The organism is Pseudomonas frederiksbergensis (assembly GCF_900105495.1).
GTDB classification, from domain to species: Bacteria; Pseudomonadota; Gammaproteobacteria; order Pseudomonadales; family Pseudomonadaceae; genus Aquipseudomonas; species Aquipseudomonas frederiksbergensis.
Genome location: NZ_FNTF01000002.1, coordinates 102,541 through 126,309, shown reverse-complemented (window position 1 = coordinate 126,309; position 23,769 = coordinate 102,541). Strand labels below are relative to the sequence as shown.

Here is a 23,769-nt window from a genome sequence, read left to right as displayed (position 1 = left end):
CACGGATTCACAACCCTCCTTGGCCGGAGGGTTTTTTTTGCCTGGGATTATTTTCGGGCTTTAAGGATCACGAACTTGGGTGTGGCCGCCACTTGCTCGACACCGCGGAACAACCGCGCGAGCTTGCTGTGATAACCCAGATGACGATTGCCGACGATGTACAGCGCGCCACCGACGACCAGCGCCTCTCGGGCCTGCTGGAACATGCGCCAGGCCAGGAAGTCGCCAACGACTTGTTGTTGGTGAAACGGCGGGTTGCACAGTACAACGTCCAGAGACTGGGGTTCCTGCCCCGCCAAACCATCGCCGGCACGTACAACCACTTCCCGGTCACCGAGCGCCGCGCGCCAGTTTTCGGCTGCCGATTGCACGGCCATGAACGACTCGTCCACGAGCGTGTAGTGGGCCTCAGGGTTTTGCAGAGCGCTGGCGATGGCCAAAACCCCGTTGCCACAACCGAGGTCGGCAACCCGCGCGGTGCCGAGGTTCTTCGGCAGGTGCGGCAAAAACGCTCGCGTGCCGATGTCCAGGCCTTCGCGGCAGAACACATTGGCGTGATTCAGCAGTTCGATCTCAGGCGCGTCGAGTCGATAACGGGTCGGGTAGGGGGATGCGACAGGTGCTTTGTCTTCAGCGGTCGCGATCAACAGTCGAGCCTTTTTCACCGCCAAGGACGCTTGCACCGGGCCGATGTAGCGTTCCAGCAGATCGCCCGCAGCGCGAGGTAAATGCTTGATCATCGCCGCTGCAATCACCTGCGCGCCCGGCGCCAGTTGGCCCTGCAAACGAATCAGTTGTTCTTCCAGCAAGGCGAGAGTTTTCGGGACCCGGATCAGTACCCGATCGAAAGGGCCTGAAAAGGCTTCGCTGGCAGGTACGCCAGGTATCGCATCAAACGGCAGGCCGTTACGGAGCAGATTTTTTTCCAGCCCCTGAAAGGCCAGGAACGAGTCGCCGCTGCTGGTCACTTGAACCTTGCCCGCCAGGCTGGCGGCCAATGCGCCAAAGCTGTCGTTGAGCACCAAAACCCGAGTGTCGGCCGAGGGCTGTTGGTCGGCCAGATGGGTGAGCAGGTATTCGTCTGCGGCGTCAAACGCCTGCAGCGGTTCGTTCTGCTGTTCGGGCTGGCGGATCAGGTCGAGTCGGGCGAAGGGTGTTTCGAGCAAAGGCATGAGGCGGGGCTCTGGGTAATCAACGGGGTCATCAACAGGTGTCCCGCCGCCCAAGGGCGTTGTAGCGGGCGAGACCGTCCGAGTGTACTGCGCCGTGAAGGTTTACACGTCATCACTCAAGAAGGACCGCAAATGGTACGTTTTTTTCTTTTGGATTACTTGCAGGTTTTTTGGCTCAGCGAATCGCGCTGCTGTTGAGAATACCGTCCTTGGTTGCGGCGATGACTGCGGAAATCTTGTTATTGACTCCCAGTTTCAGAATCGCGCTTTGCACATGAAAATTAACCGTACGGGCGCTGAGATTGAGGATTCTGGCACTCTCATAGGCAGTCTTGCCATCAGCCGCCAGCCTCAATACATCGATCTCGCGGGGAGACAAATGCGGCACGACCGGCTTCGCCGATTTCTTGGGCAGTGTCTGTGCGATCAAGCCATGCAGGTGGCGCCCGATGAACACTGAGAAACCAAGGTTTTCATACAGCTCAAACGCAGTGATCGGGCAATGGCTTCTGGCCAGGCTCAGAATGCTGCAAACACCACTGCCCTCGTCATGCACCGAATGCGACCAGCCGTGCTGCAATCCTTGTTTCTCAAGCGCATCCCACAACCAGGGAGTCTTGGAAAAAAGCTCTTCGCTCCAAAGGACAGGCAATCTGGAGTGATTGCAGTGAGCCACTACCGGGTCTATTGCGTTGAAATTTTTTTGTTCATATTCAATGTTCCAATCCGTCGGGTAGTTGTTGAGCTGGACTGTATTAAAGTGGTCAGTTTTTGTTTGGTATGTTGTTGAAAAAGCGAAAAATTTAAAGCCAATGTTTTTCGCAAAGCCGAGTGAAATCCGGTAGGCAGTCTCAATCTCCGTTGCCCGTGATAATTGATTGAGTTGTGATTCCTTCCACCTCTCCATTGTGTCTCTCCAGATGATGTTACTTGGGGGTGCCATTTTGGATCCAGTCTCTGGCACGAAGGCGAGTGTAGGATGTTTCCTACGTGTGTGTGAGACTTTTTAGCTTTGTTTGAGATTTTTAAACTGATATCTGGTTCTAACGTCAGAAAATTAGAGTAGATAAGGGCATGTCGGACTTACTGTCATCAAGCTCGTTAACCGCGTATTTAATATTTAAGTCGTGCTATGAAGTTAATGTGAATGAGGTACTGGCTAAAGCCACTACAAATCACCGGTGTTTAAGCCGCCCGCTTTGCGGGACACTGTGGCTATCTGTTGAATGGAGCACCCCATGACCGCCAGCGCAGAAAAGTTCACGCGCCAGACTTTGCTCGACGTCCAGTCGCTGAGCCCCAGTCTGTTCACCCTGCGGACCACACGGGATCCGGGTTTTCGTTTTCGTGCAGGGCAATTCGCCCGGCTGGGCGTTACCAAGGCTGACGGCAGCACCGTATGGCGCGCCTATTCCATGGTGTCGTCGCCCTATGACGAGTTCCTCGAATTCTTTTCCATTGTGGTGCCAGGGGGGGAGTTCACCAGTGAGCTGAGTCGGCTGGGAGTCGGCGATACGCTGCTGGTCGAGCGTCAGGCCTTTGGTTACTTGACGCTGGATCGCTTTGTCGACGGCCGTGATCTCTGGCTGTTATCCACAGGCACCGGCCTGGCGCCGTTTCTGTCGATCCTGCAGGACTTCGAGGTCTGGGAGAAATTCGAACGAATCATTCTGGTCTACAGCGTGCGCGAAGCCCGGGAACTGGCGTACCAAGACCTCGTCAGCGGCTTGGCCCAGCGCGACTATTTAGCGGAGTTTGCGCACAAGCTGCAATTCATCACCACGGTCACGCGCGAGCAGCATCATGGCGCTCTGAGTGGGCGGATCACTGCGCTGATCGAAAATGGCGAGCTGGAGCGGGCGGCAGGCGTGGCGCTGACGGCCGAGCACTCAAGGGTCATGCTGTGCGGCAACCCGCAGATGATCGATGACACGCGCAAATTGCTCAAACAGCGCCACATGCACTTGAGCCTCAGTCGCCGGCCCGGGCAAGTGGCGGTGGAAAACTACTGGTAAAAAAAACGGCGCCTCAAGGGGCGCCGTTGGTTGTTTGACTAACGTGTTCAGGGCCGATTGTTCTGAGCCTTGAGCAGATCGCGGATCTCTTCCAGCAGCTCTTCTTCCTTGGTCGGAACCGGCGGCAGCGTTGGCGCAACGGCCTCTTCGCGCTTCAGGCGGTTGATGGCTTTGACGCCCATGAAGATCGCGAAAGCGACGATGATGAAGTCAATCAGGCTCTGGATGAATTTGCCGTACGCCAGCACCACCGCGGGGACATCGCCGTTGGCTGCCTTGAGCGTGACGGCCAGGTCACTGAAGTCCACCCCTCCGATCAGCAGGCCAATGGGTGGCATCACCACGTCGCCGACGAACGATGAAACGATCTTGCCGAAGGCGGCGCCGATGATGATACCGACCGCCATGTCGACTACGTTACCTTTGACCGCGAAGGCCTTGAACTCACTAATCACGCCCATAGGTTATTCCTTGTTACAGATGAGGTTGGTGAGCGCAGTGTAAATCAGCACGATGCTTCTTGCTCGAAACAACTGTTTACAGCGCTTGCCGGCTACCGTGTTCGGTAGCCGCTCAATCCAGGGCGCCCCGCGCGCCCGTCCGGCATTTTCCTCTCGATCGCTCAGTCTCTACTCAGTGGAGGGCGAGTGCAGGAAAAAACATAGAAAGTAGGGGCTTTAGTATCCTCGCTTGATGCAAGGATAATCTGCGGTATAAGAGGCTTTATGTGAATGGTTTACCGGAAGTATGGATTCGTTACTTAAACGGACCCCTTGGTGTTCAATGTTGAAAATGCCAGTATATTGCCATTGGCTCGGTTATTCGTATTTGTAAAGTTTGCTTAACGGTTGGATTGTACAGTCATGTTCCAAATGATGAAGACCTGTACAGGTTCTGATTTTTGTTTCATTGAGCGAGACAACTATTGGGTCGGGTATTCTTTGAAAGTTGTACAGTTTTTCAAAGTTGGTAGTGCAGTAGATGTATTCAAAGCGCTGTACAAGTTGTTGCCAGGGGGCCGCTGGGTAACTTCGCCGCGCGTGACCGACGCCAGCTGAGCTATCATCGCGGTTTTTGCCGGGAGTTCAGATGGCCAAGGCCAAGCGCATGTACGGCTGCACCGAGTGCGGCTCAACCTTCCCCAAGTGGGCTGGCCAGTGCGGCGAGTGCGGGGCCTGGAACACCCTGACCGAAACCATGGTGGAAAGCGGTGGCGCGGCAGCCCCCAGCGGTCGCACCGGCTGGACCGGTCAACAGGCACAGATCAAGACCCTGGCCGAAGTCAGCGTCGAAGAAATCCCGCGTTTTTCCACAGCGTCGAGCGAGCTCGATCGGGTGTTGGGTGGTGGGCTGGTGGACGGTTCGGTGGTGCTGATCGGCGGTGATCCGGGCATTGGCAAATCGACCATTCTGCTGCAAACCCTGTGCAACCTCGCCAAAGTCATGCCGGCACTGTACGTCACCGGCGAAGAATCCCAGCAGCAAGTGGCCATGCGCGCGCGCCGCCTCGGCTTGCCTCAGGATCAACTGCGGGTGATGACCGAAACCTGCATCGAAACCATCATCGCCACCGCCCGGCAGGAAAAACCCAAGGTAATGGTGATCGACTCGATCCAGACGATCTTCACCGAGCAACTGCAATCGGCACCGGGGGGCGTGTCGCAGGTCAGGGAAAGCGCGGCGTTGCTGGTGCGCTATGCGAAGCAGAGCGGCACGGCCATTTTCCTGGTCGGCCACGTGACCAAGGAAGGCGCTTTGGCGGGGCCGCGAGTGCTGGAGCACATGGTCGACACGGTGCTGTATTTCGAAGGCGAATCCGATGGGCGTTTGCGTTTGCTGCGGGCGGTGAAAAACCGTTTCGGCGCCGTCAACGAACTGGGCGTATTCGGTATGACCGACAAGGGGCTGAAAGAAGTCTCTAACCCTTCGGCGATTTTTCTCACCCGTGCCCAGGAAGAAGTGCCGGGCAGTGTGGTCATGGCGACGTGGGAAGGCACGCGGCCGATGCTGGTGGAAGTCCAGGCGTTGGTGGACGACAGTCACCTGGCCAATCCACGTCGGGTAACGCTGGGTCTGGATCAGAATCGGCTGGCGATGTTGCTGGCGGTGCTGCACCGTCACGGCGGCATTCCGACCCACGATCAGGATGTGTTTCTCAATGTGGTTGGCGGGGTGAAGGTGCTGGAAACGGCCTCCGATCTGGCGCTGATGGCGGCGGTCATGTCCAGTTTGCGCAACCGGCCACTGCCCCACGATCTGTTGGTGTTCGGCGAAGTCGGGCTGTCCGGCGAAGTACGCCCGGTGCCGAGCGGCCAGGAACGCTTGAAAGAAGCCGCCAAGCACGGTTTCAAACGCGCCATCGTGCCTAAGGGCAATGCGCCCAAGGAAGCGCCGCCGGGGTTGCAGATTATTGCCGTAACGCGTTTGGAGCAGGCGCTCGACGCCCTCTTCGAATAACCTTCCAGACAGCACACAAACCCTGTGGGAGTGAGCCTGCTCGCGATAGCGGACTATCACTCAACATTTATGTTGATGGGCATACCGCTATCGCGAGCAGGCTCGCTCCCACAGGGTATGGGTATGGCCTTCAGATTTCGATCAAGGCGCCCAATTCGCGCTCCAGTTCCTCAGGATCGCCCAGGTTGAGCTCAACCAACCGCCGCAGGCGCTCGATGGATTCCAGGCTGATGTGTTTGCAGACAAACCCGAGCTGACCATGATCATCGTGGGTCAGTTGCACATCCATCTTGATGGCGACGTCCTCGTTGAGATGAATATCGACCAGAAAATGCCAGTCACGATTTCCCAGCCACGGTTCGGGCTTTTCGATCAACAGTCCCTTCAATGACAGGTCGATCAACTTCACCGGCCAGATGAATTCCCCTTGGCTTAGCTCGGTTCGGGCATCGAACGCAATACGTTTGAAGCGGCGGCGATCGGCAGGGTGCTCGCTCATGGCGCAATCCTCGTAAATGTCCGGTGACTATAGACCCGCATTGTCCAAGGCTGCCAGCAAAGTGATGGCTCAACCCATGTTGGGGGATGGTCTTTGCCGTCAGGAGAGCTAAACTCCGGATGGCTGTCTTTCTTGTCCACCCTGGCTGGAATCATAAAATGAAAAACAATAATAGCCTGCTACGCCATCTACCCTGGCTGCTGCTGGCAATCGTGGGGGCGTGCGCCCTGGGTGTAGTGGCATTGCGCCGAGGCGAGGCGATCAACGCCTTGTGGATTGTGGTCGCCGCCGTGGCCATCTATCTGGTTGCGTATCGTTACTACAGTTTGTTCATCGCTACCAATGTGATGCAACTCGACCCGCGACGGGCCACCCCCGCCGTGCTCAACAATGACGGTCTGGACTACGTTCCGACCAACAAACACATCCTCTTCGGCCACCACTTCGCGGCCATTGCTGGCGCGGGGCCGCTGGTCGGTCCGGTGCTGGCGGCGCAGATGGGCTACCTGCCCGGTACGCTGTGGCTGATTGCCGGCGTGGTGCTGGCGGGTGCCGTTCAGGACTTCATGGTCCTGTTCATGTCCACCCGCCGCAACGGCCGTTCCCTGGGCGACATGGTCCGTGAGGAAATGGGCCGCATCCCCGGGACCATCGCGCTGTTTGGCTGCTTCCTAATCATGATCATCATCCTCGCGGTGCTGGCCCTGATCGTTGTGAAAGCTTTGGCCGAAAGCCCTTGGGGCATTTTCACGGTGATGGCGACCATTCCGATCGCGATGTTCATGGGCATTTACATGCGTTACATCCGCCCGGGCCGCATCGGTGAAATTTCCATCGTCGGTGTGCTGTTGCTGCTGGGGTCGATCTGGCTCGGGGGGCAGATTGCTGCTGATCCGGTCTGGGCCAAGGCGTTCACTTTCACTGGCGTGCAGATTACGTGGATGCTGGTCGGTTACGGGTTCGTGGCCGCCTCGTTACCGGTCTGGCTGATTCTGGCGCCGCGTGACTACCTGTCGACCTTCCTCAAAATCGGCACCATCGTGGCCTTGGCGATCGGCATCCTGATCACCATGCCTGAGCTGAAAATGCCGGCGCTGACCCAGTTTATCGATGGCACCGGCCCGGTATGGAAGGGCGGTCTGTTCCCGTTCCTGTTCATCACCATCGCCTGTGGCGCGGTTTCCGGTTTCCACGCGCTGATCTCCTCCGGCACCACACCGAAGTTACTGGATAACGAGGTCAACGCCCGTTACATCGGTTACGGCGGCATGCTGATGGAATCCTTCGTCGCCATCATGGCCATGGTCGCCGCATCGGTGATCGAGCCGGGCGTGTACTTCGCCATGAACAGCCCGGCGGCAGTCGTCGGCAGTGACGTGGTGGCCGTGGCGCAAACCGTCAGCAGCTGGGGCTTTGCGATTACCCCGGAAGCGCTGCAAGCGGTGGCCAGGGACATTGGTGAAACCACCATCCTGGCCCGTGCCGGCGGTGCGCCGACCCTGGCGGTCGGTATCGCGCAGATCCTGCACAGTGTCCTGCCAGGTGAAAACACCATGGCGTTCTGGTACCACTTCGCGATCCTGTTCGAAGCACTGTTCATCCTGACGGCTGTGGACGCCGGTACTCGTGCCGGGCGTTTCATGCTGCAGGATTTGCTCGGTTCCTTCGTGCCAGCGCTGAAACGCACCGAATCCTGGACCGCTAACCTGATCGCAACCGCCGGTTGCGTGGCGATGTGGGGTTGGTTGCTGTACCAGGGCGTGATCGACCCGCTGGGTGGCATCAACACCTTGTGGCCGCTGTTCGGTATCTCCAACCAGATGCTGGCCGGTATCGCGCTGATGCTCGGCACTGTCGTGCTGATCAAAATGAAACGCCAGCGCTATGTCTGGGTCACCATGCTGCCAGCGGTGTGGCTGCTGATCTGCACCACCACCGCCGGCTTCATCAAGCTGTTCGATGCCAACCCGGCGATCGGCTTCCTGTCGCTGGCCAAGAAGTACAGCGATGCCCTGGCCAACGGTCAGATCCTCGCCCCGGCCAAGGACATTACGCAGATGCAGCACGTGATCTTCAACGCCTACACCAACGCAACGCTGACGGCGCTGTTCCTGTTCGTGGTATTCAGTATCCTGTTCTATGCGCTCAAGGTCGGTATTTCCGCCTGGGGCAGCAAGGAACGTACGGATAAAGAAGCGCCATTCCAGGCTCTGCCGGATGCGTAATCGAGGATTGCAGCATGTTCAATGACCTGAGTCGCCTCGGTAAATACCTCGGTCAGGCCGCGCGCCTGATGGTCGGGATGCCCGACTACGACAATTACGTCGAGCATATGCAAACCAAACACCCGGACAAACCGGTGATGACCTATGAGATGTTCTTCCGGGAACGCCAAGAGGCTCGTTACGGTGGCAAGGGTGGGCCGAAGTGCTGTTGATCCAGTTGTCGGGTTAACAGCAATACCTGTGGGAGCTAGCCTGCTGGCGATGGCGGCTGAACATTCAACATCACTGTTGATTGACAGTCCGCCATCGCCAGCAGGCTAGCTCCCACATTTGTTTTGTGTTGATACTTCTATTCAGTGAGTCAGGAGATTCAGTTTGTCCTCTCCCATCCCGGTAACAATCCTCAGCGGCTTCCTCGGCGCCGGCAAGACCACGCTGTTGCGCCACCTGCTCAAAGCCGAGCACGGCCTGAAAATCGCCGTGATCGAGAACGAATTCAGTGACGCCGGTATCGACACCCAACTGTTGGGCGACGAGCCGGTGCAAGTGATGACGCTGTCCAACGGCTGCGTTTGCTGCACCATCCACACCGACCTGACCAAGGCCTTGTACCTGCTGCTCGAACGCCTGGACAGCGGCGAAATCGCCTTCGACCGTCTGGTGATCGAATGCACCGGCCTGGCCGACCCGGCACCGGTGGCCCAAACCTTTTTCATCGATGAAGAGCTGCGTGAGCGCTACATTCTCGACGGCATCATTACCCTGGTCGATGCGGCGCACGCTGACACTCACCTGACTCAAACCATCGCCCAGGCGCAGATCGGTTTCGCCGACCGCTTACTGGTGAGCAAGCGCGATCTGGTGGACGAGGCGACCTTTACCGCGCTGAGCGAGCGCCTGACCCGCATCAACCGTCGTGCACCGATCCGCGTGGTCGAGCACGGCAAGATCGATCTGGCCGAATTGCTCGACGTGCGCGGTTTCAATCTTAATGCTGACCTCGGCGGCGGCGTCAGCCTGCGCCCGGTGAGCAAAGCGCCGTCCATCGACCGCATTTCCAGCCTGGTGCTGCGCACCGACAAGCCGCTGGATATCGACAAGCTCAGCGAATTCATGAACGAACTGCTGGAGGACCATGGCAAGCAATTGCTGCGCTACAAAGGCGTATTGAACATCCTTGGCGAGCCACGGCGCATGGTGTTTCAGGGCGTGCTGAAGTTATACGGATTCGATTGGGACACCGAGTGGGCCGACGATGAAACGCGCGAAAGCGTGATCGTGTTCATCGCCGATGATTTGCCGGAAGAGAAGATTCGTGAAGGCTTTTCTCGCGTAGAAGCATAACGGCGGAGGTATTTGCTCGATGGTAAGTTTGTCCTGCCTTTTCTTGTTATATGAAAAGGCAGGTGCTGAGATGATTAAACGGTCAGGATGCTCGAGTCAACGTTGCGCTTGATGATTTTCAGTGTGAAGTTCATCTGGACTCCCGCGCCTGTATAGATAATAAATCCTTCACTTGTATTCTTTCGGCGCTTTAGCGAGTAGTTGTTAGCATGAATTGTTACGGATAGGGTGTTTGATTTGGGGTCGTCGAGAGAAGCCAGGTTGCCGTTATTGTCTACGAAATGAAACATGGCGGATTTCTTGGGACCTGCATTCGGACCATCCATCGCGGTGAGACAGTCATTTTCGTCAATGCCGACTAGTCTTCCAAAGAGCGGGCCAGGCGTAATAACAAACATGCGATAGACAAAACCTCCAATATTCAGGAAGTAGAACTGCAAGGGAGCGCGAGGCAGGTCTCTATTGGCGAATAAAGTATCTGAAACGAATGTATGAGTGGGGGAGAAGTCGAAGAAGCCCGTGACAGGGATCGTGACTTCGCGGCCGTGTGTCAGGCGAGGGAAATGCAGGTGGCCGTGATCACTGGTCAGTTCTGCAATAAAGGATTGTTCAGCGGTCATAGTTTTATCTTCCTTGATAATAAATTGAGGTTAAGGTGTTTTTGTTCAATCGGCTGGGCGCAGCCTTCTTGTATCCATAAGTCCAGAACTTGAAAGTTTCGATGCAGTGCAATGATTATGAAGTCATGTTGTATGTTTGTGTTGATTGCATTGTCTCAGTAAAGGTCGAACCAGAGATTAAATTATTTTTTTCTGGTTGTGCTCGTTCCTTTGTTTCAGGAAGTTGGAGGTGTAAATGAGGTTTTTTATGTGGGAGGTCTAAAGCAATAGTTTGCAGTTAAAGCGTGAGATTGTGGGGTGGCATCAGGTTTAAATAGTTTCAAGTTAAAAAACCGGCAAAAGAGCCGGCTCTCGGGGCGGTCATAAAATGTTGTACGCAAGCGGTTATAAAACCCGATTATGGGTTCAGCAACTTCACTTCTAAATGCTCCAGAAGTCGGGTCATCAAGCCTTCGGCAACTTTGGCATCTCCGCACTCCACCGCCTCGACGATCACCGCATGTTCTTGCCACAAGCAGTCACTACGCGCTTGATCTTCGTAGTAGGCGATGGCCAATGAGGTCAGCGGCACGAGGCTGCCGAGAAATTGTGCCAACGGCACGTTGCCTGCGAGTTGCGCCAGTTGCAGGTGGAACTCGCCCGACAGACGAATAGCCGGCCCGCGTTGGTTTTGCTCGATATAGCGGCGTTCGCGCTCTATCAATTCGCGTAATTGCGGCAGGTGCCGGGAAGCTGGTTGCTGGCAGGCCAGTCGCACCAGAGTGGTTTCGGTGAGCCGGCGGGCATGGAGAATTTGACGGGTTTGTTCGGCATCGGGGGTCGCGACTTGCGGGCGATGATTGGGCCGCAGAATGATGACCTGCTGATGCGACAATCGCGTCAGTACCTGGCGGATGATACTGCGGCTGACACCGAATGCCTGGCCAAGGCTTTCTTCGGTAAAGCGGCTGCCCGGGGCAATGCGTTGTTCGAGAATGGCATCGAAAATCTGCGGGTAGATGTCGTCGACGCTATGCTTCTTATCGCTCTGACGGCGCAAGGGCAGAGCAGTGGAAATCGAGAAAACGGGAATCTTCAAGGCGTAGGAATTCATGGCCTGTCTCCAGTCCGGTTGCCGATAGGTTTTTTTCCAGTACTGCTATTTGCCCAGATTGTCGTCCGGAATATTCAGTTCGATGCCCATCCGCTGGCCTTCCCGAAGGATGTGCCGACGCATCTCGGCGCTGGCCTGGGCACTGTTTTTGCTGCGAATAGCGCGCACCACGGCTTCGTTCTCTTCAAGGCGCTCCGCCAAATGCTCTGGGGAGTTGCGCAGCACGTCGGCGCTTTGCTTGAGGGCGTTGCTGGTCTGTTGCACCACACTCTGGAAGATCGGATTCGAGGTCAGGGTGAACAGTTCTTCGTGGAACGCGATGTAGGCGTTCACCCCGGCTTCGCTGTCGTTGGCTTCCAGCGCTTCGCGCATGTCCATCAGGGTCAGGCGCAATTGCCCGACTTCCTTGCTGCTGATTGACTGCGCCACCAGGCCGACAATGAACGGCTCGAGGGTGTAGCGCAGTTGCAGCACATCTTCCAGGCTCGCTCCGGCGACTGCGCTGTCGTGGCTTTGGCTGTCGCTGAGATTGGCTTCCAGCACCACCACGCCTTTACCCGGCATGGAACGCACCAACCCAAGGGTTTCCAGGACGATGACGGCTTCACGCAGGCTAGGGCGGCTGATGCCCAGTTGTTCGGCCAGCTCACGCTGCCCCGGCAGCATCTCGCCGGAGCGCCACTGACCCCGGGCCAAGGCGGCCCGAAGTTTTTCTACTACTGAATTCACAACGGTCGACGAGGTGATCACTGTTCGCTCCATGAGCATCCAAAACGATTGATGACCGTGCCTGCCCGTAGGCAGGCACGGCGATTACTCAGAATTCCTGCTGATGCGCAGGGCCAACGGGCTTTCTCGGCTGGAAGGTATAACCCACCTGGCCGGAAAGTACTTTGTTTGCCCGTTGGATATCGATGTCCTTTTCCCAGCGGGCGATGGCCACGGTGGCGACGCAGTTGCCGATCAGGTTGGTCAGCGCCCGGCCGATGCCCATGAACCAGTCCACTGCCAACACCAGCACCAGTCCGACCACCGGAATCGCCGGGATCGCCGTCAGTGTCGCCGCGAGAATCACCAGCGCCGAGCCGGGAATCCCGTGGGCACCTTTGGAGGTGATCAACGACACCAGCAGAATCGTCAGCAGGTCGCTCATCGCCAGTGGCGTGCCGGTGGCATTGGCGATGAACACGATGGCGAGGGTCAGGTAGATCGAGAAACCGTCCAGGTTGAACGAGTAACCGGTAGGAATCACCAGCCCGACCGTCGAACTGCCGATGCCCAGATGCTCAAGCTTGCGCATGATTTGTGGCAGCACGGCGTCGGAAGAGGCGGTGCCCATGACGATCAGCAGTTCTTCGCGCAGGTACTTGAGCAACGGCCACATCTTCAGGCCTGAAAGGCGCATCACCAGGCCGAGGATCAGCGCCACGAACGCTACGCAGGTTATGTAGAAAAGACCGACCAGGCTGCCCAGGTGCTGCAGCGAGTCCAGGCCATATTTGCTGGTGGTGAACGCGATGGCGCCGAACACGCCGATCGGCGCCAGACGCACGATCATGCCCATGATGCGGAAGATCACATGGCTCAGCTCATTGATCAGCCGGGAAATACCCGACGCAGCTTCGCCGACCAGGTTCAGCGCACTGCCGAACAGCACTGAAAACAGCAGGACTTGCAGAATGTTGTTCTCCGCAAAGGCGCCGATGACCGAGGTCGGGATCAGGTTCATCAGGAACTGGGAGGTGGTTTGCATGTGCTGACCGCGCTGGGCGATATCGCCCATGTCGGCAGCGGAAAGCTGATCCAGATGGATGTTCGCGCCGCTGCCGATACCGGTGGTGAAGGCGAACACCAGACCAATCACCAGGGCGATGGTGGTCAGGATTTCGAAGTAGATCACCGATTTCAGGCCGATGCGTCCGACCTTCTTCAAGTCGCCGGCACCGCTGATGCCGCTGACCACCACACAAAACACGATCAGACCGATGAGCATCTTGATCAGTTTGATGAAGCCATCGCCGAGCGGTTTGAGTTGGGCGGAGTATTCAGGAAGGGTCAGCCCACAGACGATGCCGAGCACCAGTCCGAGAACCACTTGGAGGAAGATTGAACGCGAGCACCATCTGAGCATGGGAGGAATCCTGGTCGGTGTCCTGGCTGCCGTGCGCTTCGCGCATCAGATTCAGGACTTAATTATTGTGGTCTTACCGGTATGTCCAGTGCAGGCGCAGTCTAGGCGCTGTTTTTGGGTGATCGCAAGCAGATTTTGAGTAATTGGCATGACCGGTCTTACCAGTTGGGCGCAATGCCCCGACCTTGAGCCTTTTCGCGGTTTGAAAAAAAATGCGGACGAAAAAAAACCGGCCATCACTGGCCGGTTTTTTCATTGCTGCGGTTTAGCGGGCTGATTAAGCGCCGTACACCGGCAGCTTCTTGCAGATGGCCTTGACCTTCTCACGAACGGCGTCGATCACCGCTTCGTTGTTCAGGTCCGCCAGGATGTCGCAGATCCAGCCGGCCAGTTCTTTGCACTCTGCTTCCTTGAAGCCACGAGTGGTCACAGCCGGAGTACCGAAGCGCAGGCCGGAGGTGACGAACGGGGAGCGTGGATCGTTTGGCACGGAGTTCTTGTTCACGGTGATGAACGCTTTGCCCAGAGCGGCGTCGGCGTCTTTACCGGAGATTTCCTGCTTGATCAGCGACAGCAGGAACAGGTGGTTCTGAGTACCGCCCGACACCACGTCGTAACCGCGCTCGATGAACACGCCGGCCATGGCCTGGGCGTTTTTCACCACTTGTTGCTGGTAGGTCTTGAACTCAGGCTGCAGCGCTTCCTTGAAGCAGATCGCTTTGGCGGCGATCACGTGTTCCAGCGGGCCACCCTGGGCGCCCGGGAATACGGCGGAGTTCAGTTTCTTCTCGATGTCGGCGTTGGCGCGAGCCAGGATCAGGCCGCCACGTGGACCGCGCAGGGTCTTGTGCGTGGTGGTGGTCACGACGTCAGCGAAAGGCACCGGGTTCGGGTAGACGCCAGCGGCGACCAGACCGGCCACGTGGGCCATGTCGACGAACAGGTAAGCGCCAACCTTGTCAGCGATTTCGCGGAAACGCGGGAAGTCCAGAATCTGCGAGTAGGCAGAGAAACCGGCCACGATCATTTTCGGCTTGTGCTCAACCGCCAGGCGCTCGACTTCGTCGTAGTCGATCAGGCCGTTGCCGTCGATACCGTACTGGACGGCGTTGTACAGCTTGCCGGAGGAGGAAACGCTGGCACCGTGGGTCAGGTGACCGCCGTGCGCCAGGCTCATGCCCAGAATGGTGTCGCCCGCCTGCAGCAGAGCCAGGTAAACGGCGCTGTTGGCTTGCGAACCAGCGTGTGGCTGAACGTTGGCGTAATCGGCGCCGAACAGTTCTTTTGCACGGTCGATGGCCAGTTGCTCGACCACGTCGACGAACTCGCAACCACCGTAGTAACGCTTGCCCGGGTAGCCTTCGGCGTACTTGTTGGTCAGTACCGAGCCTTGAGCTTCCATCACCGCTGGGCTGGTGTAGTTTTCCGAAGCGATCAGCTCAATGTGCTCTTCCTGGCGCTGAGCTTCTTGCTCCATGGCGGCAAAGAGATCGGCGTCGTACTTGGCAATAGTCAAATCACGGCTGAACATGGCGGTCCTCAGGGATCGGGGCAGAAAAGGGGGGCATTCTAACCCAACCGCTTTTAGAAGGCATATGAAAGGACATCATGTCGCGGACAAGTGGGCTTCATGACGGGATCAGCGGTGATCATGCTGGCCCAAATCGCCAGCAGGCTGGCTCCCACAGTAGATTCTCAGTGGCCCCAAATCTTGTGTACACCCAAAAAACCTGTGGGAGCCAGCCTGCTGGCGATGGCCTTCCTACAAAATCTCAGTCGAGCATGAAGAGCGCATCATTGCTGAACTGCGCTTCAAACCGGTTCGCCGGCATCGGCCGCCCGAACAGGTACCCCTGAACCTCGTCGCAACCATGCTCACGCAGGAAGTCGAGTTGCTCGTGGGTTTCCACGCCCTCGGCGATCACCGCCAGATTGAGGCTGTGGGCCATGGCGATGATCGCGCGGGCAATTTGCGCATCCTGCTCGCCCGACGGCAGGCCGTCGACGAAGGTGCGGTCGATTTTCAGCACGTCGATGGGGAACTGCTTGAGGTAGTTGAGCGATGAGTAACCGGTGCCGAAGTCGTCAACCGCAATGCTCAGGCCGAGATTTTTCAGCCCGGCAAGAATCTGCATCGCTTCGCTGACTTCGCGCATCAGGATACTTTCGGTCAGTTCCAGCTCCAGGCACGCCGGCGGCAGGCCAGTTTCCTTGAGGATATTGGCAATTCGCGTCCCGAGTTGGCCGTCGGAGAACTGCCGGGCGGAAATGTTCACCGATACCTTCGGCACCCGGACCTTGGCCTGATGCCAGGTCTTGAGCTGACGGCAGGCCTCGCTGATCACCCAATCGCCGACATCCACCACCAGGCCGAGTTCTTCGAGTACCGGAATGAAGTCTCCCGGCGGCACCAGACCGCGTCGCGGATGGCGCCAGCGCAGCAAGGCTTCGGCGCCGGTCAGGCGTTTGCCATCGCCGCTGAACTGCGGTTGGTAATACAGCACAAACTCGTCTTGCTCCAAGGCATGACGCAAGTCGCTTTCCAGCTCCAGGCGCTCCAGGGCGCTGGCGTTCATGTCGGCCTGATAGAACTGGAAGTTGTTCTTGCCACGCTCCTTGGCGTGATACATCGCGGTGTCGGCGTTTTTCATCAGCTGGCTGAGTTCGTTACCGTCCTGAGGGCTCAGGGCGATGCCGATACTGGCGGTGACGAAGAACTCGCGGCCTTCAAGCACGAACGGTTTCACCAGGCTGGCGAGAATCTGTTCGGCCACATGAATCGCCCGGTTCAAGGCAATTTCACGGTTGGCCCGCGGTTGCAGCAGCAAGGTGAATTCATCGCCGCCCATGCGCGCCACGGTGTCGTCATCGTCGACACAGCCGAGCAGGCGCGTGGCCATTTCCTTGAGCATGCGATCGCCGGCGGCGTGGCCGAGGGAGTCGTTGATCGGTTTGAAGCGGTCCAGGTCAAGGAACATCAACACCACCCAGGACTTCTGCCGTTCGGCCGATTGCAGCGCCGAGTGCAGGCGATCCTGGAACAGCGTGCGGTTGGGCAAGTGGGTCAGGGCGTCGTAATAGGCGAGGCGGTGAATCCGCTGCTCGCTGGCCTTGCGTTCGCTGATGTCGCTGAAAAAGCACACGTAGCTGGCCAGATCGCCTTCGTCATCCAGCACCGCGGTGATCCCGACCCAGGCCGGGTAATGCTCGCCGTTGCGTCGTTTGAGCCAGACTTCGCCTTCCCACGTGCTGTGCTGATGCAATTGCTTGAGCACATAACGCAGATGCGCTTCCTGCTGTTCGTCGACGGTCAGCATGTTCGGCAACTGGTCAAGCACCTGCTCCACCGCATAACCGCTGACACGGCTGAAGGCTTCGTTAGCCTGGACGATGTAGCCGGCCGGGTCGGTGATCAGGATCGCCGAGGTCGAGTGCTCAAAGACTGTCGCCGCCATGCGCAGGTCTTTTTCGGCCCGACGTTGCTGGCTGATGTCGCGACCGACGCCCAGCACGCCTTCGAATGCACCGTGTTCGTCCCAGACCAGCACCAGCCGCAGTTCGATCGGAATCTTGCGCCCGTCGGCCCGCAGGCAGTCGAACAAAAACAGTTGGGTCTGCACCTGGCTGCGCAACAACGCCAGTTGCTCGGGTTTGTTCAGCGCTTTACTGACCCGGTCCATCAGGCTGTAAATGCCGGTTAGTTGTTGCGGGTTGGCGATGGTCGATTGCCAGCCGTTCTGGAAAATCCAGTCGGCGTCGTAGCCCAGCACGGCTTGCACCGACGGGCTGACGTAGTTGAGCGCCATCTTGCTGTCGGTCGAGAAAATCACGTCGCTGATGCTTTCGGCAAGCATCCGGTAGCGCTGCTCGCTGTCGCGCAGGGACTCACTGGCTTCAATCTGATCAGTGATGTCCTTGGCCACGCCGATGATCCGCGTAACCTGATCGTGCTTGTCCCGCGCCAGTGCCTGTTCGCGGATGTCGAAGCGCCGCCATTTACCGTCCCGGTGGCGGAAGCGCAGCTGGCATTGCATCAATTGTCTGTAACCGGTCTGCCGCTGGGTCTGGCGCGAGCGGTGGTAGAAGTCGGCATCTTCGGGGTTCAGCAGGATCTCCCAGAAATACTCGCCCATCTGGTGCAGTTCGGTACGGTTGTATCCGAGCGTCTGCCCCAAGTGGTGGTTGCTGAAAATCATTCGCTGGCTGACCACGTCCTGCACGTACAGATGATCCGGCACGGTGCGTACCACGTCGGACCAGAATCCTTCACGCTCCAGCAGCGACAGTTCGACGAGCTTGCGGCTGGTGATGTCGGTAATGCTCAGGATCACCGCTTTGTAGTCGTCCTGGTCTTCAGGCAGGCGCAGGACCAGCCACAAATGCTGGTCACGGCCATTGGCGTCTTGCAGTTTGATTTCCAGTTCAAGCTGTTTCTGCCGGTTGAGCGCCGCGTCGAGCACTTGATTGCCGATGGCGGCGCCGTCCTGCGGGTTACCGTCGATCAGCAGTTTCCAGGCGTGATCGCAGGTGTTGACGTTGAGCAGTTGCAGGGCGACCAGGTTGACTTCGGTGATGCGCAGTTCCTGCAGCAGGTGCTCGCGCTGTTGCGGTGTTTCGAGCCAGGCTTTCAGTTGTTCGCTGCTGTGCAGCTGAGCTTTGTCGAAAAAGCTTTTGAGCCCGGACACGTCGAGTACACACAAGGCGACGCCGGTGCCTTCGAAAATATCCTGGTAGCGTCGGCGGCCTTCGTGCACCTGGCGCTGGCGGCGGCGCATGTTCAGTAGAGCGATGAACGGCAGGAGCGAGAACGCCAGGCCCAGAAGGCATTTGCCGATGAACGCCGGCAGCAGGTGTTCGATCACCCGTTGCCGGTCGAACAACCCGCGCAGTTGCCAGTCGCTGCTGCTCAGGGGCACGGTCAGCACGCTGTTGGTCAGCTCATCCGCTGTCAACACCGTCGGTGTGGCCGAGGGCTGCCCATCGTCGCGGCTGATGATCTGGTGGTTGATGCGGTTTTCCACCAGCCATAGCGGGCGAATACCGGTTTCGTTTTGTTTGGTCAGCGCTGAGAAAAATGTCGGCGTCAGGCGCAGAACCCAGTAGCCGCGGGTGCTGCCACTGGCTTGATGCAGCAGCAGATGCACCACCGAACCGTCATTGGCGTTGCTGAAATAATGGGCCTGGGCGTGACTGCGCCGGACCAGTTCGCTCAGGTAGTCGGCATCGTCGCTGGTGTCGGCACTGTCGGTGAGGACTTTCCCGGAAGGGCTGAGCAACGCGAGGCTGCGCAGCTCGGGCAAGGATCTTTGCAGTTTGCGCAGCAGCGCCTGCTGTTCGTCGGCGCTTTGCGGCTGTTCGACGATCGGCAGCAGGTTGAGGGCGATCTGGGCGTTGAGCGCCATGTTCAGGCTGATTTGCGAGGCCAGATCGGCGGTGTAGTCGATGGTGTACTGACGCTGGTGTTGTTGGGTGTCGCGCAACTGATCCAGCAACTGCCAGAACAATAGCGTGAGCAACATCAGGGCGAGCGCCGCCAGCGCGCCCTTCAAGGACCCACGCAAGGGTGAGCCGGTCGCAGGATTGAGTGCGCTCACGGAAGAAGGTGGGGTGACATTAGACAAACTGTAATCCTGCGGTTTGGCTGGACTGGCGCGACGTGCACTATAAGCCGGACGCCCGGAGGGCGGCTAGCATGCCCTGAGTTGTGGCAAAGTGCCAGTCCCGCTCGGCTGGACTGCCTTCCGTCAATCAGGTAGCTTTGCCGGTTACGCGGGAGCGTTCCAGCTCCTAGAATCAGGTTTTTTCAGCGCGCAGCATTGATCGCTATCAATCGTCGACGCGCACAACCTGGACGGGCATCGCCCGCGCCCCAATCATTCATCGTTCACTGACCCTAGGTTCTCCATGGCTCAATACGTATTCACCATGCATCGGCTGGGTAAAGTTGTTCCGCCGAAGCGGGAAATCCTGAAAAACATTTCGCTGTCGTTCTTCCCGGGCGCCAAGATTGGCGTACTCGGCCTTAACGGTTCGGGTAAGTCCACGCTGTTGAAAATCATGGCGGGCGTCGACACCGAGTTCGAAGGCGAAGCCCGTCCGATGCCGGAACTGAACATCGGCTACCTGCCGCAAGAACCGATCCTGGACCCGACCAAGACCGTGCGTGAAGTGGTTGAGGAAGCGGTCAGCGTGATCAAGAACGCCCAGGCTCGCCTGGACGAGGTCTACGCCGCCTACGCTGATGAAGATGCCGACTTCGACAAACTGGCCGCTGAACAAGCCAAGCTCGAAGCCATCCTGCAAGCCAGCGACGGTCACAACCTGGATCGCCAACTGGAAGTCGCCGCCGATGCGCTGCGTCTGCCGGCCTGGGATGCCAAGATCGAATTCCTGTCCGGTGGCGAGAAGCGTCGTGTGGCCCTGTGCCGCCTGCTGCTGTCCGCTCCCGACATGCTGCTGCTCGACGAACCGACCAACCACCTGGACGCCGATTCCGTCGCCTGGCTGGAGCATTTCCTGCACGATTTCCCGGGCACCGTGGTCGCGATCACGCACGACCGTTACTTCCTGGACAACGTTGCCGGCTGGATCCTCGAGCTCGACCGCGGCGCCGGTATCCCGTACGAGGGCAACTATTCGGGTTGGCTCGAAGCCAAGTCCGATCGTCTGGCTGCCGAATCCAAGCAGCAGTCGGCCCACGAAAAAGCCATGAAGGAAGAACTGGAGTGGGTGCGCAAAGGCGCCAAGGCCCGCCAGTCCAAATCCAAGGCTCGTCTGCAACGCTTCGAAGAAATGCAATCGCAGGAATTCCAGAAGCGCAGCGAAACCAACGAGATCTACATCCCGGCCGGTCCACGCCTGGGCGACAAGGTCATCGAATTCAAGAACGTTACCAAGGGCTATGGCGATCGCGTGCTGATCGACAACCTGTCGTTCTCCATGCCTAAAGGCGCCATCGTTGGCGTGATCGGCGGTAACGGCGCGGGTAAATCGACCCTGTTCCGCATGCTGATGGGCAAGGAAACGCCGGATTCGGGCAGCATCGAAGTTGGCGAAACCGTGCAACTGGCGTGCGTCGATCAGAGCCGCGAAGACCTGGACGGCAGCAAGACTGTGTTCCAGCAGATCTCCGACGGTTCGGACCAGATCCGCATCGGCAACTACGAGATCCCGTCGCGCACCTACGTCGGTCGTTTCAACTTCAAGGGCGGCGATCAGCAGAAGTTCGTCAAGGACCTGTCCGGTGGTGAGCGTGGTCGCTTGCACCTGGCGCTGACCCTGAAAGAGGGCGGCAACGTCCTGCTGCTCGACGAACCGTCCAACGACCTCGACGTTGAAACCCTGCGTTCCCTGGAAGAAGCCCTGCTGGACTTCCCGGGCGCTGCCATTGTGATCTCTCACGATCGGTGGTTCCTTGACCGCGTCGCGACTCACATCCTGGCGTACGAAGACGACTCGCAAGCGGTGTTCTTCGAAGGCAACTACACCGAGTACGAAGCCGATCGCAAGAAACGCCTCGGCGAAGCGGCTTCCCAGCCGCACCGTGTACGGCACAAGAAACTCGCCTGATTTCAGGTGGGTTGCATGAAAAAGCGGAGCCTTCGGGGCTCCGTTTTTTTTGGCTTTCAGATAGACCGCAGTGCGGCTATCGCGAGCAGGCTCGCTCCCACATGGGATTTATCCAATGGAGATCTACTGTGGGAGCGAGCCTGCTCGCGATGGCGATTTCCAAATCAGTGCAAACCTGAATCTGATAATCCCTAATCGGGTGCAATAAAGAGCTTTTCAGGGGTTTATTTACATCAGGTGCACCATTTAATTTCATAAATGCGACATTTTGTTCTGTCGTGGTGCGCATTCAGTTTGCTAAAGTCCGGCCCAATCTCTTCCAACGACAATAAATTTGCCGAGACTTTTCCATGATCGAATCCGTTGAATCCTTCCTCGCCCGCCTGAAAAAACGCGACCCTGACCAGCCTGAATTCCACCAGGCCGTGGAAGAGGTCCTGCGTAGCCTGTGGCCCTTTCTGGAAGCCAATCCACGCTATCTGACGTCGGGCATCCTGGAGCGGATGTGCGAGCCGGAGCGGGCGATCGTTTTCAGGGTTTCCTGGGTCGACGATCACGGCAAAGTGCAGGTCAATCGCGGATTCCGCATCCAGATGAACAGCGCTATTGGTCCGTACAAGGGCGGGTTGCGTTTCCATCCTTCGGTGAACCTTGGCGTGTTGAAGTTCCTGGCCTTCGAACAGACCTTCAAAAACTCGCTGACGTCGCTGCCGATGGGCGGTGGCAAGGGTGGTTCGGACTTCGACCCGAAAGGCAAAAGCGATGCTGAAGTCATGCGGTTTTGCCAGGCCTTCATGAGCGAGTTGTACCGTCACATCGGCGCAGACGTTGACGTTCCGGCCGGTGATATCGGCGTCGGTGCGCGCGAGATCGGTTTCCTGTTCGGCCAATACAAGCGCCTGAGCAACCAGTTCACCAGCGTGTTGACCGGCAAGGGCCCGAGCTATGGCGGCAGCCTGATTCGCCCGGAAGCCACCGGTTTCGGTTGTGTGTACTTTGCTGAAGAAATGCTCAAGCGCAGCGGTGAAACCGTCGAAGGCAAGCGTGTGGCCATCTCCGGTTCCGGCAACGTTGCGCAATACGCCGCGCGCAAGGTCATGGACCTGGGCGGCAAAGTGATTTCGTTGTCCGACTCCGAAGGCACGCTGTACTGCGAAAGCGGTTTGACCGAAGAGCAGTGGCTGGCGGTGCTGGAGCTGAAAAACGTCCAGCGCGGGCGCATCAGTGAACTGGCCGGCCGTTTTGGCCTGGAGTTCAAGGCCGGCCAGCACCCATGGGCGCTGAGCTGCGACATCGCGCTGCCCTGCGCGACACAAAACGAACTGGATGCCGAGGCGGCCCGCACGTTGTTGCGCAACGGCTGCCTCTGCGTGGCGGAAGGTGCGAACATGCCGACCACGCTTGAAGCCGTAGATGTGTTTATCGAGGCGGGGATTCTGTTCGCGCCGGGCAAGGCTTCCAATGCCGGTGGTGTCGCGGTGAGCGGGCTGGAGATGTCGCAGAACGCCATGCGCCTGCTGTGGACCGGTGGTGAAGTGGACAGCAAACTCCACGCGATCATGCAGTCGATCCATCACGCTTGCGTGCATTACGGCGAAGAGAATGGCCGGATCAATTACGTCAAAGGCGCGAACATCGCCGGCTTCGTCAAAGTTGCCGACGCGATGCTCGCCCAAGGCGTGGTTTAAGCCGGCTCGATACGGATGATCTCGATCAACTGATCGCCCGCCGGACGTTGCCACAGCACCTCGTCACCGAGTTGCGCCCCGAGCAGCGCCCGGCCCAGCGGTGAACCCCAATTGATCAGGCCCGCCGACGCGTCGGCCTGATCTTCACCGACCAGTTGCACGGTTTGCTCGGTGTCGTGTTCGTCGGCGAAGGTCACACGGCTGCCGATCTGCACTTTTTGCGTCGAGTTGGCGGCGGTCACGACCTGGGCGCTTTGCAGGCGCTGCTTGAAATACCGCAAATCCCGTTCAAGGTCCGCCAGGCGCTGCTTGTCGGCGTGCTCGCCTTTGGCCGATTGCTCGCTGTGCAGGTGTTGCAGTTCGGCGACTTTCACCTGCAACTGGGCCAGCCCCGTGGGCGTGACGTAATTGGGCTGCGCACTGATCTGCCGTTCGACGGGCTGATCGGCTTGCGCGGCGGCGTTATCTTCATTGACGAAGGCACGACTCATGGTTTTCTCCCGTTATAGGGTTTGGGCCATGGTCGCAGGCTTTTAGTTTCGACAGATATCTGTCAGCGACTTATTGCGAGCGAAAAGCACGAGCGGCGTCCTGGTCCTTCTGTTGCTGCCAGGCTTTGTCTCGGTCGTCCCAATGGTGGCTGCGATAATCCTCGCGGTCCTCGCTTTCGCGCATCGCCTGACACTGACGGAAGCCATCGCTCCAGCCCTCGGCGTACTGCTTGTCCTTGAGGTAACGCGGAACGTTTTTACGAAACTCTCCGGTGATTGCCCCCGCCGCTTGCCGGCCACTGCTGCAACCGTCATCGAAGCCATCGGCGAATGCCGGTGGATAACCCTTGGCGATCAAATCTTCGTGGGTCGTCTGGCAACCCGCGATCAACATCAGCAAACCCACCACACCCACGCAACGCCACATCTCAGACTCCCAGACCGTCAACGGCCTATATGAGAAGT

At 58.2% G+C, this 23,769-nt stretch carries 19 protein-coding genes; 7 read left to right on the top strand and 12 right to left on the bottom strand.

All coding sequences use genetic code 11. From position 1 onward, the window contains the following. Positions 1 to 47: 47 nt before the first annotated feature. Together BLW70_RS01165 and BLW70_RS01160 are read right to left on the bottom strand one after the other, a co-directional pair. A complete protein-coding gene (locus BLW70_RS01165) occupies positions 48 to 1,172 on the bottom strand; it encodes a methyltransferase (protein ID WP_074871080.1) in 1,125 nt (374 codons plus the stop codon). A 175-nt stretch (positions 1,173 to 1,347) separates the two neighbouring features. Beyond that, entirely contained in the window at positions 1,348 to 2,079 is a 732-nt protein-coding gene (locus BLW70_RS01160) for a helix-turn-helix transcriptional regulator (protein WP_074871078.1), read from the bottom strand. A 331-nt stretch (positions 2,080 to 2,410) separates the two neighbouring features. Between BLW70_RS01160 and BLW70_RS01155 the strand changes: the two genes are divergently transcribed. Next, positions 2,411 to 3,187 carry a ferredoxin--NADP reductase gene (locus tag BLW70_RS01155; protein ID WP_074871077.1) on the top strand — a complete coding sequence of 259 codons (777 nt, stop codon included), beginning with the start codon at positions 2,411 to 2,413 and terminating at the stop codon, positions 3,185 to 3,187. Positions 3,188 to 3,234: 47 nt separating this feature from the next. Here BLW70_RS01155 and mscL read toward each other — a convergent pair whose 3' ends face one another. Next, entirely contained in the window at positions 3,235 to 3,648 is a 414-nt protein-coding gene (gene mscL / locus BLW70_RS01150) for a large-conductance mechanosensitive channel protein MscL (protein ID WP_008149145.1), read from the bottom strand. Between the two features lie 628 nt (positions 3,649 to 4,276). Between mscL and radA the strand changes: the two genes are divergently transcribed. Then, a complete protein-coding gene (gene radA / locus BLW70_RS01145; protein ID WP_008149143.1) occupies positions 4,277 to 5,644 on the top strand; it encodes a DNA repair protein RadA in 1,368 nt (455 codons plus the stop codon). Positions 5,645 to 5,774: 130 nt separating this feature from the next. Here radA and BLW70_RS01140 read toward each other — a convergent pair whose 3' ends face one another. Further along, complete coding sequence (locus BLW70_RS01140) at positions 5,775 to 6,143, bottom strand: PilZ domain-containing protein (protein ID WP_074871075.1); 369 nt, start codon at positions 6,141 to 6,143, stop codon at positions 5,775 to 5,777. Between the two features lie 158 nt (positions 6,144 to 6,301). Between BLW70_RS01140 and BLW70_RS01135 the strand changes: the two genes are divergently transcribed. The 3 genes from BLW70_RS01135 (at position 6,302) to yjiA (ending at position 9,712) form a co-directional block, all read left to right on the top strand. Continuing rightward, positions 6,302 to 8,368 carry a carbon starvation CstA family protein gene (locus BLW70_RS01135; RefSeq protein ID WP_074871073.1) on the top strand — a complete coding sequence of 689 codons (2,067 nt, stop codon included), beginning with the start codon at positions 6,302 to 6,304 and terminating at the stop codon, positions 8,366 to 8,368. A gap of 14 nt (positions 8,369 to 8,382) precedes the next feature. After that, positions 8,383 to 8,580, top strand: coding sequence for a YbdD/YjiX family protein (locus tag BLW70_RS01130; RefSeq protein WP_008154232.1), 198 nt, complete (start codon positions 8,383 to 8,385; stop codon positions 8,578 to 8,580). Positions 8,581 to 8,743: 163 nt separating this feature from the next. After that, positions 8,744 to 9,712, top strand: a complete 969-nt coding sequence (gene yjiA / locus BLW70_RS01125) for a GTPase (RefSeq protein ID WP_074871071.1) — start codon at positions 8,744 to 8,746, stop codon at positions 9,710 to 9,712. A 74-nt stretch (positions 9,713 to 9,786) separates the two neighbouring features. On the opposite strand, the gene BLW70_RS01120 is transcribed toward yjiA, so the two are convergent. From BLW70_RS01120 to BLW70_RS01095, 6 genes are all read right to left on the bottom strand, one after another. After that, on the bottom strand, positions 9,787 to 10,332 hold the full coding sequence (locus BLW70_RS01120) for a hypothetical protein (protein ID WP_074871069.1): 546 nt from the start codon (positions 10,330 to 10,332) through the stop codon (positions 9,787 to 9,789). A gap of 397 nt (positions 10,333 to 10,729) precedes the next feature. Next, positions 10,730 to 11,425, bottom strand: coding sequence for a GntR family transcriptional regulator (locus BLW70_RS01115; protein WP_074871068.1), 696 nt, complete (start codon positions 11,423 to 11,425; stop codon positions 10,730 to 10,732). A 45-nt stretch (positions 11,426 to 11,470) separates the two neighbouring features. Continuing rightward, entirely contained in the window at positions 11,471 to 12,175 is a 705-nt protein-coding gene (locus tag BLW70_RS01110) for a FadR/GntR family transcriptional regulator (RefSeq protein ID WP_074871066.1), read from the bottom strand. Positions 12,176 to 12,242: 67 nt separating this feature from the next. Beyond that, positions 12,243 to 13,556 (bottom strand): C4-dicarboxylate transporter DctA, encoded by a 1,314-nt coding sequence (locus tag BLW70_RS01105; protein ID WP_074871065.1) that lies wholly within the window; start codon positions 13,554 to 13,556, stop codon positions 12,243 to 12,245. Positions 13,557 to 13,833: 277 nt separating this feature from the next. Then, the gene (glyA, locus tag BLW70_RS01100) at positions 13,834 to 15,087 is read right to left on the bottom strand and encodes a serine hydroxymethyltransferase (RefSeq protein ID WP_033054266.1); all 1,254 of its coding nucleotides are present in this window, start codon (positions 15,085 to 15,087) and stop codon (positions 13,834 to 13,836) included. A gap of 241 nt (positions 15,088 to 15,328) precedes the next feature. Continuing rightward, positions 15,329 to 19,177 carry a sensor domain-containing protein gene (locus BLW70_RS01095; protein WP_074871063.1) on the bottom strand — a complete coding sequence of 1,283 codons (3,849 nt, stop codon included), beginning with the start codon at positions 19,175 to 19,177 and terminating at the stop codon, positions 15,329 to 15,331. A gap of 283 nt (positions 19,178 to 19,460) precedes the next feature. Here BLW70_RS01095 and ettA point away from each other — a divergent pair, with 283 nt between their 5' ends. Both ettA and gdhA read left to right on the top strand, forming a co-directional pair. Continuing rightward, positions 19,461 to 21,125: an energy-dependent translational throttle protein EttA gene (ettA, locus tag BLW70_RS01090; protein WP_074871060.1), complete on the top strand. Its 1,665-nt coding sequence runs from the start codon at positions 19,461 to 19,463 to the stop codon at positions 21,123 to 21,125. A gap of 350 nt (positions 21,126 to 21,475) precedes the next feature. Continuing rightward, positions 21,476 to 22,813, top strand: a complete 1,338-nt coding sequence (gene gdhA, locus BLW70_RS01085) for an NADP-specific glutamate dehydrogenase (protein ID WP_074871058.1) — start codon at positions 21,476 to 21,478, stop codon at positions 22,811 to 22,813. On the opposite strand, the gene BLW70_RS01080 is transcribed toward gdhA, so the two are convergent. Further along, the gene (locus BLW70_RS01080) at positions 22,810 to 23,304 is read right to left on the bottom strand and encodes a GreA/GreB family elongation factor (RefSeq protein WP_074871056.1); all 495 of its coding nucleotides are present in this window, start codon (positions 23,302 to 23,304) and stop codon (positions 22,810 to 22,812) included. The genes gdhA and BLW70_RS01080 overlap by 4 nt on opposite strands. Positions 23,305 to 23,374: 70 nt before the next feature. Next, positions 23,375 to 23,731: a hypothetical protein gene (locus BLW70_RS01075; protein WP_074871055.1), complete on the bottom strand. Its 357-nt coding sequence runs from the start codon at positions 23,729 to 23,731 to the stop codon at positions 23,375 to 23,377. Positions 23,732 to 23,769: the final 38 nt, after the last annotated feature.

Excerpts from the sequence above, each read along its gene's own strand:
- BLW70_RS01080 (WP_074871056.1), bottom strand. The coding sequence starts at position 23,304 with ATGAGTCGTGCCTTCGTCAATGAAGATAACGCCGCCGCGCAAGCCGAT.
- mscL (WP_008149145.1), bottom strand. The coding sequence starts at position 3,648 with ATGGGCGTGATTAGTGAGTTCAAGGCCTTCGCGGTCAAAGGTAACGTA.
- BLW70_RS01165 (WP_074871080.1), bottom strand. The coding sequence starts at position 1,172 with ATGCCTTTGCTCGAAACACCCTTCGCCCGACTCGACCTGATCCGCCAG.
- BLW70_RS01115 (WP_074871068.1), bottom strand. The coding sequence starts at position 11,425 with ATGAATTCCTACGCCTTGAAGATTCCCGTTTTCTCGATTTCCACTGCT.
- radA (WP_008149143.1), top strand. The coding sequence starts at position 4,277 with ATGGCCAAGGCCAAGCGCATGTACGGCTGCACCGAGTGCGGCTCAACC.
- BLW70_RS01160 (WP_074871078.1), bottom strand. The coding sequence starts at position 2,079 with ATGGAGAGGTGGAAGGAATCACAACTCAATCAATTATCACGGGCAACG.
- glyA (WP_033054266.1), bottom strand. The coding sequence starts at position 15,087 with ATGTTCAGCCGTGATTTGACTATTGCCAAGTACGACGCCGATCTCTTT.
- BLW70_RS01135 (WP_074871073.1), top strand. The coding sequence starts at position 6,302 with ATGAAAAACAATAATAGCCTGCTACGCCATCTACCCTGGCTGCTGCTG.
- BLW70_RS01155 (WP_074871077.1), top strand. The coding sequence starts at position 2,411 with ATGACCGCCAGCGCAGAAAAGTTCACGCGCCAGACTTTGCTCGACGTC.
- BLW70_RS01140 (WP_074871075.1), bottom strand. The coding sequence starts at position 6,143 with ATGAGCGAGCACCCTGCCGATCGCCGCCGCTTCAAACGTATTGCGTTC.
- BLW70_RS01075 (WP_074871055.1), bottom strand. The coding sequence starts at position 23,731 with ATGTGGCGTTGCGTGGGTGTGGTGGGTTTGCTGATGTTGATCGCGGGT.
- BLW70_RS01130 (WP_008154232.1), top strand. The coding sequence starts at position 8,383 with ATGTTCAATGACCTGAGTCGCCTCGGTAAATACCTCGGTCAGGCCGCG.
- BLW70_RS01105 (WP_074871065.1), bottom strand. The coding sequence starts at position 13,556 with ATGCTCAGATGGTGCTCGCGTTCAATCTTCCTCCAAGTGGTTCTCGGA.
- BLW70_RS01120 (WP_074871069.1), bottom strand. The coding sequence starts at position 10,332 with ATGACCGCTGAACAATCCTTTATTGCAGAACTGACCAGTGATCACGGC.
- gdhA (WP_074871058.1), top strand. The coding sequence starts at position 21,476 with ATGATCGAATCCGTTGAATCCTTCCTCGCCCGCCTGAAAAAACGCGAC.
- ettA (WP_074871060.1), top strand. The coding sequence starts at position 19,461 with ATGGCTCAATACGTATTCACCATGCATCGGCTGGGTAAAGTTGTTCCG.